The sequence below is a fragment of the Burkholderiales bacterium genome, from assembly GCA_036262035.1.
In the GTDB taxonomy this organism is placed as follows: Bacteria; Pseudomonadota; Gammaproteobacteria; order Burkholderiales; family SG8-41; genus JAQGMV01.
On sequence record DATAJS010000009.1, the window covers coordinates 160,337 to 177,239 of the forward strand.

Annotated in this window: 17 protein-coding genes and 1 riboswitch; of the genes, 7 read left to right on the top strand and 10 right to left on the bottom strand. The window is 67.1% G+C overall.

Annotated features, from left to right (window positions below):
- Positions 1-86 precede the first annotated feature (86 nt).
- Positions 87-1,475: an MBL fold metallo-hydrolase gene (locus tag VHP37_06730; protein HEX2826023.1), complete on the top strand. Its 1,389-nt coding sequence runs from the start codon at positions 87-89 to the stop codon at positions 1,473-1,475.
- A 6-nt stretch (positions 1,476-1,481) separates the two neighbouring features.
- Here the strand turns inward: VHP37_06730 and VHP37_06735 are convergent, their stop codons facing one another.
- Entirely contained in the window at positions 1,482-2,042 is a 561-nt protein-coding gene (locus VHP37_06735) for a dihydrofolate reductase family protein (protein ID HEX2826024.1), read from the bottom strand.
- A gap of 110 nt (positions 2,043-2,152) precedes the next feature.
- Positions 2,153-2,668, bottom strand: coding sequence for a hypothetical protein (locus tag VHP37_06740; GenBank protein ID HEX2826025.1), 516 nt, complete (start codon positions 2,666-2,668; stop codon positions 2,153-2,155).
- Between the two features lie 210 nt (positions 2,669-2,878).
- On the opposite strand from VHP37_06740, the gene VHP37_06745 reads away from it, so the two are divergent.
- Complete coding sequence (locus VHP37_06745) at positions 2,879-3,850, top strand: tripartite tricarboxylate transporter substrate binding protein (protein HEX2826026.1); 972 nt, start codon at positions 2,879-2,881, stop codon at positions 3,848-3,850.
- Between the two features lie 168 nt (positions 3,851-4,018).
- Positions 4,019-5,410, top strand: coding sequence for an MmgE/PrpD family protein (locus VHP37_06750; GenBank protein HEX2826027.1), 1,392 nt, complete (start codon positions 4,019-4,021; stop codon positions 5,408-5,410).
- Between the two features lie 17 nt (positions 5,411-5,427).
- On the opposite strand, the gene VHP37_06755 is transcribed toward VHP37_06750, so the two are convergent.
- Complete coding sequence (locus VHP37_06755; GenBank protein HEX2826028.1) at positions 5,428-6,429, bottom strand: dihydrodipicolinate synthase family protein; 1,002 nt, start codon at positions 6,427-6,429, stop codon at positions 5,428-5,430.
- Between the two features lie 93 nt (positions 6,430-6,522).
- Between VHP37_06755 and VHP37_06760 the strand changes: the two genes are divergently transcribed.
- The 3 genes from VHP37_06760 to VHP37_06770 are packed head-to-tail and all read left to right on the top strand — an operon-like array spanning position 6,523 to position 9,030.
- Positions 6,523-7,263, top strand: a complete 741-nt coding sequence (locus tag VHP37_06760; protein ID HEX2826029.1) for a hypothetical protein — start codon at positions 6,523-6,525, stop codon at positions 7,261-7,263.
- Entirely contained in the window at positions 7,260-8,222 is a 963-nt protein-coding gene (locus VHP37_06765) for a tripartite tricarboxylate transporter substrate binding protein (protein HEX2826030.1), read from the top strand. Before VHP37_06760 ends, VHP37_06765 begins: the two co-directional genes overlap by 4 nt.
- A gap of 4 nt (positions 8,223-8,226) precedes the next feature.
- The gene (locus VHP37_06770) at positions 8,227-9,030 is read left to right on the top strand and encodes an aldolase/citrate lyase family protein (protein HEX2826031.1); all 804 of its coding nucleotides are present in this window, start codon (positions 8,227-8,229) and stop codon (positions 9,028-9,030) included.
- A 1-nt stretch (position 9,031) separates the two neighbouring features.
- Here the strand turns inward: VHP37_06770 and VHP37_06775 are convergent, their stop codons facing one another.
- The 6 genes from VHP37_06775 to VHP37_06800 are packed head-to-tail and all read right to left on the bottom strand — an operon-like array spanning position 9,032 to position 15,215.
- Complete coding sequence (locus VHP37_06775) at positions 9,032-12,208, bottom strand: PilC/PilY family type IV pilus protein (GenBank protein HEX2826032.1); 3,177 nt, start codon at positions 12,206-12,208, stop codon at positions 9,032-9,034.
- 14 nt (positions 12,209-12,222) lie between these two features.
- Entirely contained in the window at positions 12,223-12,792 is a 570-nt protein-coding gene (locus VHP37_06780; GenBank protein ID HEX2826033.1) for a PilX N-terminal domain-containing pilus assembly protein, read from the bottom strand.
- Positions 12,789-13,799: a PilW family protein gene (locus VHP37_06785; protein ID HEX2826034.1), complete on the bottom strand. Its 1,011-nt coding sequence runs from the start codon at positions 13,797-13,799 to the stop codon at positions 12,789-12,791. The genes VHP37_06780 and VHP37_06785 overlap by 4 nt, the downstream gene beginning before the upstream one ends.
- Positions 13,796-14,353, bottom strand: a complete 558-nt coding sequence (locus VHP37_06790; GenBank protein ID HEX2826035.1) for a type IV pilus modification protein PilV — start codon at positions 14,351-14,353, stop codon at positions 13,796-13,798. Before VHP37_06790 ends, VHP37_06785 begins: the two co-directional genes overlap by 4 nt.
- Entirely contained in the window at positions 14,353-14,808 is a 456-nt protein-coding gene (locus VHP37_06795) for a GspH/FimT family protein (GenBank protein ID HEX2826036.1), read from the bottom strand. The genes VHP37_06790 and VHP37_06795 overlap by 1 nt, the downstream gene beginning before the upstream one ends.
- Complete coding sequence (locus tag VHP37_06800) at positions 14,802-15,215, bottom strand: type IV pilin protein (protein ID HEX2826037.1); 414 nt, start codon at positions 15,213-15,215, stop codon at positions 14,802-14,804. Before VHP37_06800 ends, VHP37_06795 begins: the two co-directional genes overlap by 7 nt.
- A 123-nt stretch (positions 15,216-15,338) precedes the next feature.
- Positions 15,339-15,426: riboswitch (cyclic di-GMP riboswitch) on the bottom strand.
- Between the two features lie 218 nt (positions 15,427-15,644).
- Between VHP37_06800 and VHP37_06805 the strand changes: the two genes are divergently transcribed.
- On the top strand, positions 15,645-15,842 hold the full coding sequence (locus VHP37_06805) for a hypothetical protein (GenBank protein HEX2826038.1): 198 nt from the start codon (positions 15,645-15,647) through the stop codon (positions 15,840-15,842).
- Here VHP37_06805 and VHP37_06810 read toward each other — a convergent pair.
- Complete coding sequence (locus VHP37_06810) at positions 15,805-16,740, bottom strand: cupin-like domain-containing protein (protein HEX2826039.1); 936 nt, start codon at positions 16,738-16,740, stop codon at positions 15,805-15,807. The two genes, VHP37_06805 and VHP37_06810, sit on opposite strands and share 38 nt — an antisense overlap.
- Between the last annotated feature and the right edge of the window lie 163 nt (positions 16,741-16,903).

Below are 16,903 nucleotides of genomic sequence, written 5' to 3' on the forward strand. Positions count from 1 at the left end.
GTCGAGCTTTCGCGCTTCCTCGAACCCGAACACCTTCCTGCCCGACACTGTTCACAGCGAATCGCGAGCGCGTAAAATGCGTCGCGATGAAAGTGACGCTGCTGGGACACGCGACCGTGCTGGTCGAGATGGATGGCGCCAACATCCTGATGGATCCGGTGCTCCAGGATCCGTTCGAGGATGGAGCGGTCGTCTCCTGTCCCAGGCGGACGATACGCGCCGACAAGCTCCCTCCGCTTTTCGCGATCATCATCTCGCACTCGCATCCGGATCACTTCGACATCCCGTCGCTCGCCCAGCTCCCGCGCGAGGTTCACGTGGTGTGTCCGGACGACAAGGTGATTCAGTACGCCCTCGAGAAGCTCGGGTTCAGGAACGTGCATCCGACCCCGCCGATGAGCCGCATGGCGTTCGAGACCTTCGAGCTGCTGACGACGCGCTCGAGCGTCACCAACATCCAGGAGTTCGGCGCGATCTTCAAGGACAGGAGCGGCACGTTCTGGAACCAGGTCGACTCGGTGCTCTCGGGCGAGACCATCGGCCATGCGCTCGAAGCGGTCGGCAGCGTCGACCTGCTGTTCGCGATGCACGCCAGCCAGAACTTCGGGTTCTTCGACAACCGGTCGGCGGGATTCCCGCACGACAGCCACCAGGAGAACCTCGCCACGGCTTCGAGCATCGGGGCCAGGCTGACCGTGCCGGGCGCGGCCGGTTTTCGCTTCGCCGGTGAGATCGAGTGGTGCAACGCTTTCCTCTTCCCCATCTCGCGCGAGCAATACGTCGCGGACCTGAAGACCCTCGATCCGAGCCTCGCCACGGCGATCGCGAATCCGGGCGACGTGTTCGAGATCGAGGCCGGGACGGTCGAACACCGGCCCGGTGCGTCCGAGGTGGCGAGCATGCTGGAAGAGGACACGTGGCGCCTGCGATTCGATCCGACCGCCGCCATCCCGCCGCTCGAGGACACCAATCCCGACCGATATTCCGACGAGCAGCTGCGCTCCGAAGTGAGCAGGGTGATCTCGGGGCTCGAAGCCTGGCTGCGGACGGCATTCCGCAGCCGGGACAAGGCGCTGGACCCGTTCCGCGAGCTCGGCGTGAGCTATGCGATCGAAGTGGTGTTTCCCGACGGACCGCAGCGCCATCGCTTTCAGTTCGCCAAAGACGACTTCCGGCTCGAGTCAGGGCCCGCAGCCGCCGCGCCCGCTCAGATGGAGCACCGGATCACGGCATCCGCGCTCACCGGATGGGCCCGGCGCGAGCGCAGCTACTTCTACTTCCGCGCGTTCTCGCGCACGTTCTCCACGCTCCACGAGCTGAAGGTGGTCGACGGAGCGCCGACGGTGACGCCGAAGACCCTTCCGGACCTCCTCACCGAATTCATCACCTGGAAGATCGAAGGCGCGGAGGTGGCGATGAAGCACCTCATCGATCACATGATCCGCCAGAGCGCCCGGCCGCCGTTGAGCGCGTAAGCTCAGCTACCTTCTCGGCTCATACCGCATCGCCACCGCCCCCGAGCCGAGCTCCAGCCGGCTCACGAGCTTCAGGTCGACAGGCTTCGACAGGCCCTCGAATAACCTCGGCCCATGGCCCGCTATCCTGGGGTGCACCACGAGCTCGTACTCATCGATCAATCCCAACTCGGCCAATGCCCGCGGGAGCTTCAGGCCTCCCACGGCCAGTCCCTTGCCGGGCTCCCGCTTGAGTTGCCGAACGGCCGTTCCCAGATCCCCGCGCACGAGCTCCGCGTTCCAGTCGACTCGCTCCAGAGTGCTCGACACGACGTACTTCTTCGCCGCGTGGATCACCCGGGCGAAGGGCTCCATCCACGGATCCATCCAATCCGGCCTCACTCCGGTCTGCGCCGGCGCGCGCCACGCTGTCTCCATCATCTCGTAGGTCACCCGGCCAAAGAGCAGGGCGTCGGCCCTGGCGAGGTTCTCCGTGTGGTGCCGGTGCATCTCTTCGTCCGGCGTGATCGCACGATGATCGCAGCAGCCGTCCAGGGTGACGTTGATGGAGTAGCGAAGGGGGCGCATGTCCGAGCTCCTGAAAGGCTAATGCTGAAGCTCACCTGCCGCCGTGCAGCCCCAGAGATTACGCGCAGGCGCAGCGTGCGAGTGTCGGCTCCAATGAATCACGAGGCCGCCTACTCATGATGATAGACCCATTTTCCGAGCCTCTGATGGCTCGCACCGTGGGGATAGTCTTGAGTCGACAGGCTATCGAACTTCAACACCCCGGTAGATGCGTCCGCCGCAAGCATCCAGCCGCCGGCCTCGAGACGCGACACTTTCAGGTCCGGAAGTCTTGATGGCAGCGCAGAAAGATAGCGTGGTACCAGCAGGTCCAGGGACGACGGCACCTCCCCCCGCTCCTGAACAAAGTTGTGTACGGCGGCGACGACAGGCTCGGCGCGAGCTGCGGCCAGAGTGAAACCGATCATCCGAAGATGGCTTGCGAGGTAAAGGGACGGAACGAAAAGCACGAGAGCCAGCAACGCTCCCACCACAACCGCGGCACCGCCCGGACGATGCACGGATAAAATCGCCAGCACGAGGGCGATAATCGGCTGCGCAATCATGACCAATTCGACTCCGGGAATCGACCAAAACCCCAGACCGGATAGGCACAATCCGTACAGCAATACGACGGGCAAATCCATGATGCATGCCACGGCCACGGCGCGGACTACAAGGTTCTTGCGAAAGCTCGGCCAGGGCACGGCGGCTTAACGCCCGAGTAGAGCGGCCACCCAGGCGCTCGCCGCGGCCATGCTTGCGGTCATGTATTCCTCCGAACGGTGCGCGGGATCGATATACTCGCACGTCCGGCGCGGCCTCCGCGCTCTGCGATCGTTCCCCTCGAGGTTCTCATGAAATCCCTGTTCTCCCTGTTGTGCGCCGCCGCCGCGGCGCTCGCGCCGCTGTACGCCGTCGCGGCGCAGCCGTATCCCGCCAAACCGATCCGCATCGTCGTCGCCTACGCGCCGGGCGGAAGCACCGACATCGCCGCGCGCCTGATCGCCGACGAGGTGATGCAGCAGAACCCCGGCTGGCGCATCGTCATCGACAACCGTGCAGGCGGCGGCACGATCATCGGCACCGAGACGGTCGCGCGCGCGACGCCCGACGGCTACACGTTCCTCTACGCGACCAACGCGATGGTGATCAACACGGTACTGCAGGAGAAGGTGCCGTACGACGCCGTGCGCGATTTCGCGCCGGTGTCGCTCGTGATCACCCAGCCGCTCGGCGTGCTGGTCGGGCCGAAGCTCAAGGTCGGCACGATGAAGGACCTGATCGCGCAGGCCAGGTCCAATCCCGGTAAGCTCAACTTCGCCTCGTCGGGCAACGGCTCGCTGCAGCACATCGCGGGCGAGATGCTCAAGAACAATGCGGGGCTGAACGTCGTGCACGTGCCGTACAAAGGCGCGGGCCCGGCGATGATCGATCTCCTCGCGGGCAACGTCGACTTCATGATCACGTCGCTCCTCGGCACGTCGGAGCACATCAAGGCGGGACGCCTGAAGCTGCTCGCGACGACCGGCGCCAAACGCTCGGCGGCGACGCCCGACACGCCCACGGTCGCGGAGAGCGGGCTGCCGGGCTACGAAGCGATCAGTTGGCAGGGACTCGTCGCGCCCGCGAAGACCGACCGCGCGATCATCGACCGCATGAACGCCGCTCTGAAGAAAGCGGCGGGCTCGAAGAAGCTCGAGGACAAGGTCGCGGAAAACGGCATGGAGCTCAAGGCGAGCCCGCCGGAGACGCTGCGCGACCTGATCGCCAGCGAGCAGAAGAAGTATGCCGCGATCGTCAAGCGCACCAAGGCGAAAGTGGAGTGATCAAAGGGCGTTAGTAACCGCAGAGGACGCAGAGGGAAAACGATCGGTGTCATTGCGAGGCGCGCCAGCGACGAAGCAATCCCGGAGCGTCCGTTATCGTCCGCCACGAGATGACCCGTCGCTGTTCCTCTGCGTCCTCTGCGGTTCAATGCTTTTAAAATCCAAAGGATGACCACGGCCGACCGCACGACCGCCAGGCTCGTCGAGCTCGCCACCACGCTCTCGCTCGCGGACCTGAGCGACGAGACGCGCACCGCGGCCAAGGCCCGCGTGTTGAGCGCGATCGCCGCGAGCCTCGCGGCGTTCGACGTCGAGCCGGTGCGCATCGCCCGGAAGCTCGCGCAGCCGGTCGCGGCGGGGCCGCAGGCGACGATCTTCGGATCGCTGCATCGTTGCGCGCCCGACATGGCGGCGTTCGTCAACTCGGCCATGGTGCGCTCGCTCGACATGAGCGACAGCTACGTCATGGCGGCGGTGAGCCATCCTGCGGACGCCTTCCCCGCGGTGCTCGCGGCCGCGGAAGCGCAAGGCGCGAGCGGCGCCGACCTCCTGCTCGCGACGGCGATCGCGTACGAGGCGCAGTGCCGCTTCGTCGAGGTGGTGCCGTACAACCATCACGGCTGGGACCAGACGCCGGTCGTCGCCCTCGGCGCTGCGCTGGGCTGCGGGCGCGTCCTCGGTCTTACGCGCGAGCAGATCGCGCACGCGATCTCGCTCGCCGTCGCGCCCAACCTCGCGCTGAACCAGACGCGCACCGGGACGCTGTCGATGTGGAAAGGCATGGCCGGCCCGCAGGGCGCGCGCGCCGGCGTGTTCGCCGCGTATCTCGCGAGCGCAGGGATGACCGGGCCCGACGGGGTCTTCGAAGGGAAGTTCGGGCTGTGGCGGCAGATGATGGGCGGCGAAGCGTTCGACCTGCCGATCCCCGCGCGCTTCGACGATCACACCTTCGCGGTGCGGCAGACGATGATCAAGTCGTTCCCGATCCGCTTCAACTGCCACGTGCCGGTGTTTGCGGCGCAGAAGCTGCGCGCGGCGATCGACGTGAAGCAGATCGAAACGCTGAAGATCGAAGCGGTGCGCCAGGCGTTCGAGCGCTGGACCGACGTTCCCGAGGTGTGGAAGCCGCAGACCCGAGAGACCGCGGACCATTCGCTGCCGTGCACCGTCGCGATGGCGCTGCTCGACGGCACGATCACGCCCGAGACGATGCGGCGCGAGCGTTACAAGGACGACGACGTGCTCGCGCTGATGGACAGGTGCAGCGTCGAGCTGCCCGACGAGCTCGCGGCGATCGCGCCCGCGGTGCGCTCGTGCCGGCTCACCGCGACGCTGCGCGGCGGTGAGGCCGTCGTCGCCGAATACCGGCGCTCGCTCGAGGACGATACGAGCGATCCGGGATGGACGCAGGCGGTGGACAAGCTCGAAGCGCTGACGCGCGAGCGGCTCAGCGCGGGAGCGCGTCAGGCGCTGGTCGAACGGATCGGGAAGCTGGAGGGGGAGCCCGATCTACGCGATTTGGTACGCCTGACGGAGATCACCGGAAGGCGCGACGCGTAACGCATCACCTCGCTTCATCACGCGGCCTGCAGCGCAGGCCGGCTCGCAGCGACTTTCTCGAGCAGCCCCGTCGCCTCCAGATCGGCGCGCAGCTCGCGCTTCTTCTCATCGGAGAGCTCGGTGCACGGCGCGCGCACCGGCCCGCCGACCATGCCGGTGAGCTCCATCCAGTACTTGAGCTCCGCCGACGGCGTGCGTCCGGTCGGCTTGCCGTAGCCGGTGATCCACTTCGCGTGCACCGCGCGCAGCTCGTTCAGCGAGCGCGCGATCTCGGTCGCGCGGTTCATATCGCCCGCGAGCGCGGCGTGGGTGTAGTCGCGCACCGGAAGGTAGCCCGGCACCTGGTAGAGGTGCGGGCAGAAGTTGAGCAGCCACTGGTCGCCCATCACCGAGAGGTTGAAGAGCCACGGGGTCTCGTCGGCGACGCTGACGACCACGTCCTTGCCGATCGTCTCGCGCAGCAGGATGGTCGCCGCGGGCTGCGGTCCGCCCTGCTTGAAGCCGCAGATGTTGGGGATCGTCGCGAGGCGCTTCGCGAGGTGCTCGTGGATCGGGTAGTACAGCGTGGGGATGTTGAAGAGCACGATGCCGATGTCCACGCGATCGGCGATGAACTTGTAGAACTCGTAGACCGCGTTGTCGTCCTTCGCCGCCATGTACGGGGTGAGGACGATGACGAAATCGATGCCGATGGCCTCTGCATGCTTGCAGAGCTTCACGACCTCGTAGGGGTTCTGGTGATGGCAGCCGGCGATCAGGGGCACCCGGCCTTTGTTCACTTCGACGTTGATCTCGTGGGCGCGCATGCGCTCCTCGTTCGTCATCGACCAGAACTCGGCGACGTTGCCGGAGCAGTAATGGCCGTCGACCTTGAGCTGAGAGATGCAGTGCTCGAGGTTCGAGGCATTGCCGGCCTCGTCGAGCCGGTCGTCCTCGGTGAACGAATACGGGAGGGCGGTCCAGACGCCTTTCAGCATCGCGCGTGCGGCTTGCTTGGCTTCGTGCTTCCGGTATTTCATGTTCTTCTCCTCCGGGCGGGATCGACGCATCATCGCACCAAATCCGGGCCAGAGTAAGATTTCGGGAAATGTGACTCCGACCCGGATTTGGCTATGACGCCTCGCTACATCGCCGGCGCGATCACGCCGCTCGGTCCCGACCGGCATCCCAATCCCATGCCCGAGCCGCTGTTGCCGCCCGACGTGCGGCGCATCTCGTCCTCGATCGAGATCTCGGACTACACCAAGAGCGGCTTGGACGAGGCGATCGGCCGGCGCTACTGGGCGTGCGTGGACGAGCTCGCGGCACAGGGCGCGCAGAGCATTTCGCTGTCGGGCTTTCCGATCGCTTCGCAGATCGGCCGCGACAACCTGCTCGAGCTTCTGAAGGAGACCACGCGCCGCACCGGTGCGTATGCCGACGCGCAGGCCGAAGCGACGATCGACGCGATGCGCCACCTCGGCATGCGCCGCGTCGCGATCGCGAGCCGCTGGTCGCATGAGCTCAACGACAAGCTCGTCGCCTATCTCGCGTCGGCAGGCTTCGAGATCCTCGCGGTGACGAGCGCCGGCCAGTGGGCGAAGCAGGCGTTCTCGATGAGCATCGAGGAGGGCATCAGGCTCGCCTTCCAGTTGGGACGCGAAGCGATGCGCCAAGCGCCCGGCGCGGATGGCCTGCTGCTGCCCGGCGGCGCGTGGCGCAGCCTCGCCGCGGTGCCGGTGCTCGAAGAGGATTTCGGCAAGCCCGTCGTCACCAATCCCATCGCGCAGGTGTGGCGCCTGATCGAGAGAGGCGTGGCGCCGCCGGTGCACGGGTGGGGAAGCTTGCTCGCGCACGGTACAATGGAAGGATGACGAGCTTTCGCGTATTCGCAGCGCTCGTGCTCGTCGCCTGCACGGGCATCGCAGCAGCACAGCAATATCCCTCGCGTCCCATCCGCATGATCGTCCCCGCCGGCCCCGGCGGCGGCGTCGACACCGTGACGCGCACCCTGGGCGCGGCGCTGACGAGCGCGCTCGGGCAGCCGGTCGTCGCGGACAATCGCCCCGGCGCCGGCACGATGCTCGCGTCCGAGATCACCGCCAAAGCGCCGCCCGACGGCTACACGCTGTTGATGGTCACCAACAGCCATGCGATCAACGCCGGGCTGCACCGGCAGCTTCGCTACGATGCGATCAACGACTTCACTTACGTGAGCGATGTGGCGTCGGTGCCGTACTGGATCGTCGCGCACCCGAGCGTGCCGGCGCGATCGATCAAGGAGCTCGTGGCGCTCGCGAAGCGCCGGCCCGGCGACCTCTACTTCGCGTCCGCCGGCGCCGGCTCGGGAACGCATCTCGCATTCGAGCTCTTCCAGTCGATGGCGCAGATACGCCTGACGCACGTGCCGTACAAAGGCGGGTCCGCAGCGCTCATCGACCTGCTCGCCGGTAACGTGCAGCTCATGGCGAGCAACACGATCAACTCGCGTCCGCACGTGCTCGCGAAGCGCCTGAACGCGCTGGCGATCACGTCGGACAAGCGCAGCCCGCTGTATCCGAACGTGCCGACGGTGAGCGAGTCGGGATTGCCGGGCTATCGGGCGGATGCGTGGTACGGCGTGATCGGACCCGCGAAGCTGCCGCCCGAGATCGTGTCGCGTCTCAACCGCGAGATCGTCGCCGTCCTCAAATCGGGCGAGGTGAGGGAGAAGCTCGCGGCGCAGGGCGCGGAAGTCGCGAGCAGCACGCCCGAAGCGTTCGCGCAGCACATGAAGCACGAGATCGCGAAGTGGGCGAAGGTGACTTCGAAGCTCAAGCTGCAGATGGAGTAAGAGAGTGAGCAGACTGTTCGAACGACTGGGTGCGGGCGAGATGGCGCTCGGCGTCTGGATCAAGGGCGGCCCTTCGTGGGTGCCGACCATCGCGCGCGCCGGCTTCGACTTCGTGCGTCCCGACATGATGTTCTCGGCGATGGACTGGCGCGAGCTCGATCACATCCATCGCGCGGCGCAGGCGGTGGGGCTCACGACGTGGCTGCGCCTGCCGTCGAACCCGTGGCTGGGCGACGCCGAATCGCTGCAGGTGACCGTGGACCTGCAGCGCGCGTTCAGCCTCGGGCTGGAAGTGGTCGGCGCCTCGATCGCGTCCGCGAAGCAGGTGCGCGCGTGCGTCGAGGTCGCGCGGGACTGGCATCGTTCGGGGACGGGCGAATATCCCAACTCGAACGAGACCTTCAAGGCGATGCACGCCAAGAACAGGGACGTCGCGGTGTTCGTCCCGCACATCGAGGCGCGCACCGCGATCGAGGAGATCGACGAGATCCTGGCGATCGACGGCATCCGCATCGTGATGCTCGCGATGACCGATCTGTCGAAAGCGCTGGACCACCCGTTCGAGTACGAGCACCCCGACGTCTGGAAAGCGCTCGACGGCATCGTCGAGAAAGCCGCGAAGCGCAACATCGCGGTCGCCGCCAACATGGGCTACGACTACACCACGCACGACCGGATGTCGGCGCGCGTTCGGCGCATGCACCAGCACGGCGTGCGCATCTGCCTCATGCAGGGCGCGGACAACATGCTGGAGAACTTCGCGAAGCCGCTGCTCGGCGACATCCGCGGCGCGACGAGCGCCGCGTAAACTATTTGTCCCCGTGCGTGTGCCAGTACATCCGCGTGCGCTTGCCGGCGAGCGAAGGCTTCACCTGCTGCGCGCCGATGGGTGAGCTCGCGCCGCCGCTGCGGTGGATGCCGCCGAACAGCACGCTCGTCGGCTTGCCGTTGACCGGGAGGAGCGCGGTGACCGGGCTCGGCGGGAGGCCGCCGCCGGTGAAGACGTTCGAGCGCGCCGCGCCGCACACGCCCTGGGTGCCGACCGCGCCCGACGCGTTGAGCAGGTTCACCGCGTAGCCGCGCGCTTCGCCGAGGTTGGCGCTGCACATGCCGGGCGTCGAAGCGACCGGACGGTTGGTGCTGAAGTACACGATGCCGCCGAAGATGAGCGCCGAAGTGACCGTCTGCTCGCCGCGGCCGCTCGCGAGATCCATGTACCAGCCGTTCTGGCTGGACGCGAGGGCGGCGCTGCACGCGGTGTCGCCGGTGAAATCGGCGAGCGTCGTGCCGTCGAGGTCGATCGTGCCGTCGACGAGCTTGTCGATGACCATGTAGAAGCGGTTCTTCACGCTCTCCATGTACGGGTACTGCGTGATCAGCGGGCGCTCGCGGTCGCCCGAGCCGAGCGCGACGTAGACGCGGTCCTTCAGCGCGAGCACCGCCGGCGCGAACTCGAACTTGCGTCCGGCGCCCTGCGTGCGCGCGACCTTGGTCATCGCCCAGCTCGGCGTCGACAGCGGCGAGAGCGTCTGCGCATTCGAGAAGTCGATGCGATAGAGATTGCCGCCGAGGTCGGCGACGTACGCGTGGTCGACGTAGCCGTCTCCGTTGCGGTCGACGAGCGTCGCGTCCGCGATCACGCTGCGATCGGTGGTGAAGCTCGCGACGAGCGAGCCGTCGGCGGCGTCGATCACGAACACGCGCTTGCCTTTGATCGTCGCGCCGCCGCACGCCGGAGCGGATACGTCGGCGTCCTCGCACGCATCGTAGCCGCCGCCGACGATGAGGACCGGGCGGGTGCCGTCGTTGTAGCCCTTGATCCTCGCGACGCGCGGCGTCGACCACGTCTGGCCGATCGCGTCGAGGCCGCTGCTGCAGCCGGTGTCGTTCGCCGCGTTCGGGCAGCCCACGCGCCACTTGAGCTTCGGCGCGTTCGGCGTGGTCACGTCGAACGCGTAGATCATGCGGCCGCCGCGGCGCATGGTCGGGAAGATCCAGACGCTGGTGTTGTCGGCGTTCTGGTAGAGGCCCGCGGTGCCGTCGAAGAAGTAGTCCTTTTTCTGCGGCGTGGGCGAGATGCCGGCCGGTATGCCGGGGTAATCGACGACCGGGCTGTTGTCCGCAAGGCGCTTCAGCTTCGCATGGTGCTCGGGCGCGACGAAGGCCCACAGCTCCTGGCCGGTCTCGCCCGAGATCGCGCGGAAGCTGCCGTCGTTCGCGCCGTAGAACAGCACCACGCCGGTGGTGCCGCCGTAGCTGATCGGCAGCGGGTGCGAATGGATCACGTCGCCGTGGATCGATGCGCGCGATTCGGTCGTGTTGCCGTTGATGTTCTCGTCGTTGACGTCCAAGCCCCGCGTGTGGTCGATGATGCGCTGCTGCTCCGCGGCGGTCGACACGCCGAGCGCCGACTGCGAGACGTTGGCGGTGTTGAACGCGACGAGCGACGAGCAGCTCGACGGGCTCGTGCACGTATACATCGTGCGGTTCACGCTGTAGGTGAGGCTGGCCGAGCGCGGGTCGTTGCCGCGGCGGAGCACCTCGGCGGCCGCGCCTTTCTCGACCGAAGGCCCGTCGGGCGCGTCGGAGAACTGGCTGCCCGGAACGGTCGTGCACAGACCGGCGCTCTGCGGCGAGAAATCCCAGTACGAGCCGCTGTCGGTGGTCCAGTAGCTCGTCGCGCACGACTGGATGTAGCCGGTCGACGCCGCGACCGCCGCGTTGTTGTTGCGGTCGGCAAGCTTGATCTCGCCGTTGACGACGCCGACCTGGTAGCGCTTCAGGTTGCCGTACCAGCGCGGGCGCGAGTCGTTGTCCGGCCGGAACATGCCGATGTAGACCTGGTTCTCGAACTGTGAGCGGTTGGTGGCGTTGATCGGCACGCTCGCCGAGGTGAACACGCTGTTCACCGACTGGATGTCGATCAGGATGTCGCGCAGCGCGGCGAGGATCGCGTCCTCGTTCTTGGCCGCGAAATAGCGGCCGCCGCCGTGCCGCGCCATGCTCATCAGCAGCGCGTTCTGCCGCGAGTCGGGCTGCGCGTTGTAGACGTCGATGGTGTAGGTCGCGACGTTCTGCCGGCCCGCCGCCTGGTTGACGTCGGTCATGTATAGATATTTCGCCCACTCGTCGACGTAGCGCGCGTCGTTCGAGCCCGGGAGCTGGTAACCGCCGTTCGGCTGCGGCATGAGGAGCTGCGCGGTGGAGCCCTGGACGCCCGAGAGCAGCGTAGCCGGCGAGTCCTGAGTCGGAAAGCCGTTGCCGATGAAGATGATGGTGCTCTGCCCGCAGGCGCTGGCCGCATCGATCGGCGAGATGTGCGTGCGCTTGCTGGGACCCGTGTAGGCCGCCGGGTCGGACTTGGAATCGGGGTCGCCCGCATAGCGGTCGGGCCCGAACTGCGTCCAGCTCACCGGGCTGCCGGCGACGTCGGCATTGGCGTTCGCCGGGCTGGTGTAGCCGCCGAAATACTTGAAGACGTCGAAGAGCGCCGCGCTGTAGTCGAGCTTCGCCGTGCCCACTTTCTCCGAGGGCGAATCGAAGTTCTTCAATATGCAGTTCGGCGTCCCGTTGAGACTGTTCGGGCCGTCGGCGCAATTGTCGTCGCCGATGAGCTCGATCAGCGCGTTGCGGTTCGCCGCGGTCATCTGGCGGATGTGGAAGCGCACGTAGGCGCCGTTCTTGTTCGAGCCGGTGCCGGCGGTGAACATCATGAGGCCGATGTTGACGTTGTCCTTCACCTCGGCGAGGAGCCGCCGCAGCGCGCGCAGCTCGGCCTGCCCCTGCTTGCCGCCGTCGGGCCACTTCTGGTTCGCCGCCGACCAGTTCGCGCTGTTGTCGACGACGATCAGGATGTTGGGGCGCGTCGCGGTGGTCGGCGACGTCTGCGCGAAGAGGTCGATGTCCTCGGCGCGCGCCGCGGACGCGCATACGAGCAGCGCCGCGAGCAGCGCGGCCCCGTGCTTGATAAGACGAGCGATGGTCATGGTCACCTCGCGCTTCACAGGCACGACCCGCTCGCTTCGTCCGCGCCGACGCGCAGCCCGATGCCTTGCGACACCGTGACTTTCGCGCCGCCGCCGACCGCGGTCGTTTCGGCCGTGACTTCCCACATGGTGTTCGCGCACAGCGAGTCGCTCGCCGCGGTGTCCGCACCGGCGACGCCGAACTGCTGCGATTGCCCGACCGAGCAGGAGAGATCTTCGGAGCTGTTGAGGTCGAGGTCGGACACCTTGAGTACCTTGGTCGTCACGCACGCCGGCGCGGGCAGGAGCCTCGTCTTGTATTCGGGCGCACCGTCGCCGTTGAGGTCCGAGCAGTACGTGTTAGGGCCTTCGCACGGCTTCGCGATGGCGTTCGACGGATCGACGACGAACTGGCGGGTGCTGATCACCGTCTCGATCGTCTCCTGCGCGGCGTTGAGCGCTTCGGTCCGCGCCTGCATGTTCCCCGACGCTTTCTGGTCGGTCATGCTGGTCTGGAACGCGCTGAGCGAGAGCAGGGCGAGCAGCACGAGGATGACGAGCGCCACGAGGAGGGTCGCGCCGCGCTGGCTGGAAAGCGATCTCACGGCGCGTCCCTCCGGGCCGAGGGATTCACGATGCGCACCGCCGCGGTATAGACGTTGCGGCGATAGCCGTCGTTGAACGGACCCGCGGTGACGGGCTCGCCCGCGGCGTTGAGTCCGAGGCTGTAGGTCTTCACGTCGGTGTAGCCCGCGGACGGCTCGAGCGTGCGCGACAGCAGGTGGAGCTTGGCCGTCACCACGTTCGACCAGTTGGCGGGCGCCGAGCACAGGGTGCAGCCGGCGTAGGTGAAGTTGCTCGGATCGGCGGTGTAGACATCGGGGCTGCCGTCGCCGTCGGTGTCTATGCCGTACTCGACTTCCATACGCTCGATGCCTTCGACCAGCGCGACCTCGGTGTAACCCGAGCCGTTGAGCTCGAGGCGCTTGAGCGTCGGGATGGCGGCGCCCGAGCCGTTGTCGGTCGCGACGAAGTAGATGTGGGTCTCGTAGCGGCGGCGGCCCGCGGCGGTCGCGCAGTCTTTCAGCGTGTGGGAGAACGCGGTGTCCGCCGCGATGCCGAGTGTGTAGGCGTTCGCCGTGGCGCTGCACAGCCCGACCTGCAGGTACGGTTGCGACCCGACGAGCGCTTCGCAGCCGGCGTTGCCGGCGATGCACGTGCGCACGCGGCGCAGCGCGACGACGTCGCCGCCGGATTTCATCGACGCGGGCATGCACGACGGCGCGCCCGCGCCCGCGTCGTAGCCTTGCATGTGGATCGGCAATGCGGCTTTCCAGTCGTCGATCGCCATCGAGCACAGGTCGGGCAGGGCGGCGGGCAGCGCGACGCCCGCCACGTTGAGCTCGCCGAAATAGCCCGCGAGCTGCAGGTCTTCGCTGAGCAGCTCGACCGCGTAGCGGCCGTTGTCGACCTGCTGGCTGGTCTTCTGGAGCTCGCCTCGCGAGCGGCTGGTGTTGGCGAAGATCGTCCCCAGCACCGCGAGCACGAGCAGACCGAGCGTGATGGAGATCATCAGCTCGACGAGCGAAAAGCCTTGCGCGCGCTGGGTCATGGCGTCACGCAGGCCCCGGTGTCGATGTCGTTCTGCAGACAGCCGAACACGACCGGCGCGAGCATCGCGCGGCGCTTGCGCTCGTCGCCATACTGGTTCGCGCCGCACGTGGTGCCGCCCGGCGCGACGGTGGGCGTGAGGCCCTGCCACACCACCGCGACGACGAACTTGCGCGGCATCACCGCGTCGACGTTCACGATGCAGCCGCGCGCCCCGATCATCGCGCCGAGACGCGCGCTGCCGCTGGTCTCGGATGCGCCGGCGAGCAGGTTGTTCCATTCGCACAGGTCGAGCGCAGCGCTCGTGAGCCCCGAGCAGTCCTGCACCGCGGTGCCGAGCTCGCTCGCCGTAACGTAGCTCATCGCGCTCTTGCGGTTGGCCGCGATGCGGTCGATCATGTGCTTCAGCAGGATGGTCGCCTGCGCGCGTTGCGCGGCTTCCATCTCCGAGACGTGCATGCGCGTCTGCAGACCGGCGATGCCGAGCAGGCCGAACGCGCTGATCGCGATGGTGATCAGGAGCTCGATCATCGTCGTGCCCGCCTGCCCGCGCATCAGCACGCCCCCTTGTCGATCGCGGGGCGGCCGGCGAGGCGCAGGCGCACGCAGCGATAGCTGGTCGCCGACGCGCCGGAGGACGTGATGCCGAACGGCGTCGCGGTCGAGTCGGGCCGGCCGTCGCCGCTGAAGATCACCTGGGAGGGGCCGGAGAGGCTGACGCGCGGATACGCGTTCTGGCGTCTGAGCACCGTGCCGCCGGCTTCGGTGAGGCTCCAGCCCCGCGCCCAGTCTCCGCCGACCGGTGCGACCGTCACCGCCGAGTTGCGGGTCAACGCTTCGCTGCGCGCGATGGTGAGCGCGGCGTGCAGGTCGTACGCGGCGGCGCGCACCTGCTGGTTCGCGACCATCTCCGACAGGGCGGGACCGGCGAGGCCTGCCACGATGGCGAACACCGCCATCACGACGAGGACCTCGACGACCGTGAAGCCGCGGGCGCGCGCGCTCACCATCCCGGCTGTCCCGCGCGTGTCTTCGCGCCGTCCTGGTCGAGGGTCAGGACGCCGTCGGCGGTCTGCGCGTCGACCGGCGTCGCGATGAGCCGGTAAGTCGGCGGGCTGGTGGCAGCCGCGGGCTCGACCGTGACCGTATAGTAAGGTGCGACTTCGTTCGGCACGGTGAGGTTGAGCGAGGTGACTGCGCCGGCGCCGACCGCATAGGTGCGCGCGTCGAGGAGGTACTGCTGCTCGCGCGCGGCCACCTCGACCAGGAAGGCCTGAGCGGCGGCGCGCCGACCCTTGCGCATCTGCTCCTGGTACGACGGATACGCGATCGCGGCGACGATCGCGACGACCGATAGCGACACCATGAGCTCGACGAGCGTGAAGCCCGCCGCGCGCTGTCCACGAACCAACCTCAAACCGATCTCCATGCAAAAGGCCTCGCGCGAGGCGTACGGCACGAAGTACCGGGAGCTACCAAAAGGGCGCGTGCGTGGAGCGCAGGCGAGCCGGTACGTCGAGCGTACCGGCATGTGGGCAAGCCTGGCAGTCCCGCCGTCTTAGAACCCCTGTTCCGTAGACCGGTGACTTTGCGAACCCGCTTTTCAGACGGGTGTGCCTTTAACAGTGAGTGGATTAACGGCGGCTTTTGCTTGAACAAGAGGGTGCGGCTGCGACTTTTCTCACACAGTGATTCACATCTTGCGGGCGTTGTGCCTCGCAGTCGAAATACCGACAGCGAGGCGTCGAGATTCCAACTTGTTTCGCCCGCGGTGTGAGATTAACCCGCGCGGACTATTCCCGCGCGTGCCTAGAATGCGCGGGACTTTCCTAAAAGCAGGGGAATCATGGCACTCGATCTCACCGAAGAAGACTGGGCGTGGCTGGAACAGTACGACGGGCTCGACCTGCCCGCGCCGGTGCCGCCGTCGCACGTGCGCGCGAAGCTCGAATCCCTGGGCTTGATCAAAGCGAAAGGCGCCGGCCTCGGCGCCACCGCGAAGGGACTTAAAGCGCTGCGCTCGCGGTCTCTGGCGCGCAGCTGAAAGTTTTCGCCACCAGCCCCCTGACGCCCTGGATCGACGCATCGGCGCCGAGCGCGCGGCTGAAGAAGAAGCGCACCACGTCCTCGTCGATCTTCGAATGCGGGCGCTCGAGCCATTGCGCGAACGCCGCCGCGTTCGTGCGATGGACGAAGTTCCACGTGAGCGAGATGCAGTCGGTGTCCGAATGCACGGCGTGGTACCAGCCGTGCGGGACGTACACCGTCTCGCCCGGCTCGAGCACGAACTCGTACGTCGGGCGCGCTTCGGCGGCGCGCGGAAAGCGTTCGGTATCGATGCATTCGAGATCGGCTACCGCATCGCCCGAGCTCAGGAGCGGCGCCTGGTCCGGCGAGTACAGGCGCCAGGACTTGCGCCCGTAGAGCTGGCATAACACCGCATCGCTGCCCCACGGGTCGACGTGAAGGCCGGTCCGGGCGCCGCGCTCGGAGATGAACAGACCGCGCGCCGGAAAATAATCCACCGTCGGATCGGCCGCCTCGGGCGCGGGGGCGTAGGGCAACACGTAATCGCCCGCCGGGAGGAAGTAGGGCCGCGACCAATAGCCGCGCATCTTCTCGAAGGCCGCGTCCGCCCAGAAGAAATCCACGTTCCGCAGCTTGGTGTACCACCGCACGTACGGCGGGTTCGGCCGGCCGTCCGCGCGGTTGAAGCGCTCCCGCACGTAGGCGCCCAGCTTCTTGACCGTCTTCAGGTCGAAATAGCTGTTGTAGACCTGCACCCGCTCGTCGCCGAACTGCTCGACGAGATAGTCGGGCGTCCAGCGCTCGGACAGGCGCCAGCCGTCCAGCGCGTCGGTGACGACGACCGGCCGATTTCGCGCCATGAAATCGGTCGCGAAGCGCTCCGGGGAGAGATTTTGTAGCCGCTGCGGGTCCATACCGAAGCTTAATGGTAGCTTAAGCGAGGCCCCTCCGCCCCCCCGCGTTGGGGTAAACAGGGCCTGCGGCGGGCCTCAGAGGGGCCTTTTTCCGCAAAACAGGGCCGATCGGCTCGCGGCGCAGCCGGAGCCGTTAAAATACGCGGCCAGTCGCTTTCCCTCC

Coding starts and splice junctions, on each gene's coding strand:
- VHP37_06735 (HEX2826024.1), bottom strand. CDS start 2,042: ATGCGCCCCCTTCGCTACTCCATCAACGTCACCCTGGACGGCTGCTGC.
- VHP37_06760 (HEX2826029.1), top strand. CDS start 6,523: ATGACGCCTCGCTACATCGCCGGCGCGATCACGCCGCTCGGTCCCGAC.
- VHP37_06750 (HEX2826027.1), top strand. CDS start 4,019: ATGACCACGGCCGACCGCACGACCGCCAGGCTCGTCGAGCTCGCCACC.
- VHP37_06810 (HEX2826039.1), bottom strand. CDS start 16,740: ATGGACCCGCAGCGGCTACAAAATCTCTCCCCGGAGCGCTTCGCGACC.
- VHP37_06740 (HEX2826025.1), bottom strand. CDS start 2,668: ATGGATTTGCCCGTCGTATTGCTGTACGGATTGTGCCTATCCGGTCTG.
- VHP37_06765 (HEX2826030.1), top strand. CDS start 7,260: ATGACGAGCTTTCGCGTATTCGCAGCGCTCGTGCTCGTCGCCTGCACG.
- VHP37_06775 (HEX2826032.1), bottom strand. CDS start 12,208: ATGACCATCGCTCGTCTTATCAAGCACGGGGCCGCGCTGCTCGCGGCG.
- VHP37_06795 (HEX2826036.1), bottom strand. CDS start 14,808: ATGGTGAGCGCGCGCGCCCGCGGCTTCACGGTCGTCGAGGTCCTCGTC.
- VHP37_06805 (HEX2826038.1), top strand. CDS start 15,645: ATGGCACTCGATCTCACCGAAGAAGACTGGGCGTGGCTGGAACAGTAC.
- VHP37_06790 (HEX2826035.1), bottom strand. CDS start 14,353: ATGCGCGGGCAGGCGGGCACGACGATGATCGAGCTCCTGATCACCATC.
- VHP37_06755 (HEX2826028.1), bottom strand. CDS start 6,429: ATGAAATACCGGAAGCACGAAGCCAAGCAAGCCGCACGCGCGATGCTG.
- VHP37_06745 (HEX2826026.1), top strand. CDS start 2,879: ATGAAATCCCTGTTCTCCCTGTTGTGCGCCGCCGCCGCGGCGCTCGCG.
- VHP37_06730 (HEX2826023.1), top strand. CDS start 87: ATGAAAGTGACGCTGCTGGGACACGCGACCGTGCTGGTCGAGATGGAT.
- VHP37_06785 (HEX2826034.1), bottom strand. CDS start 13,799: ATGACCCAGCGCGCGCAAGGCTTTTCGCTCGTCGAGCTGATGATCTCC.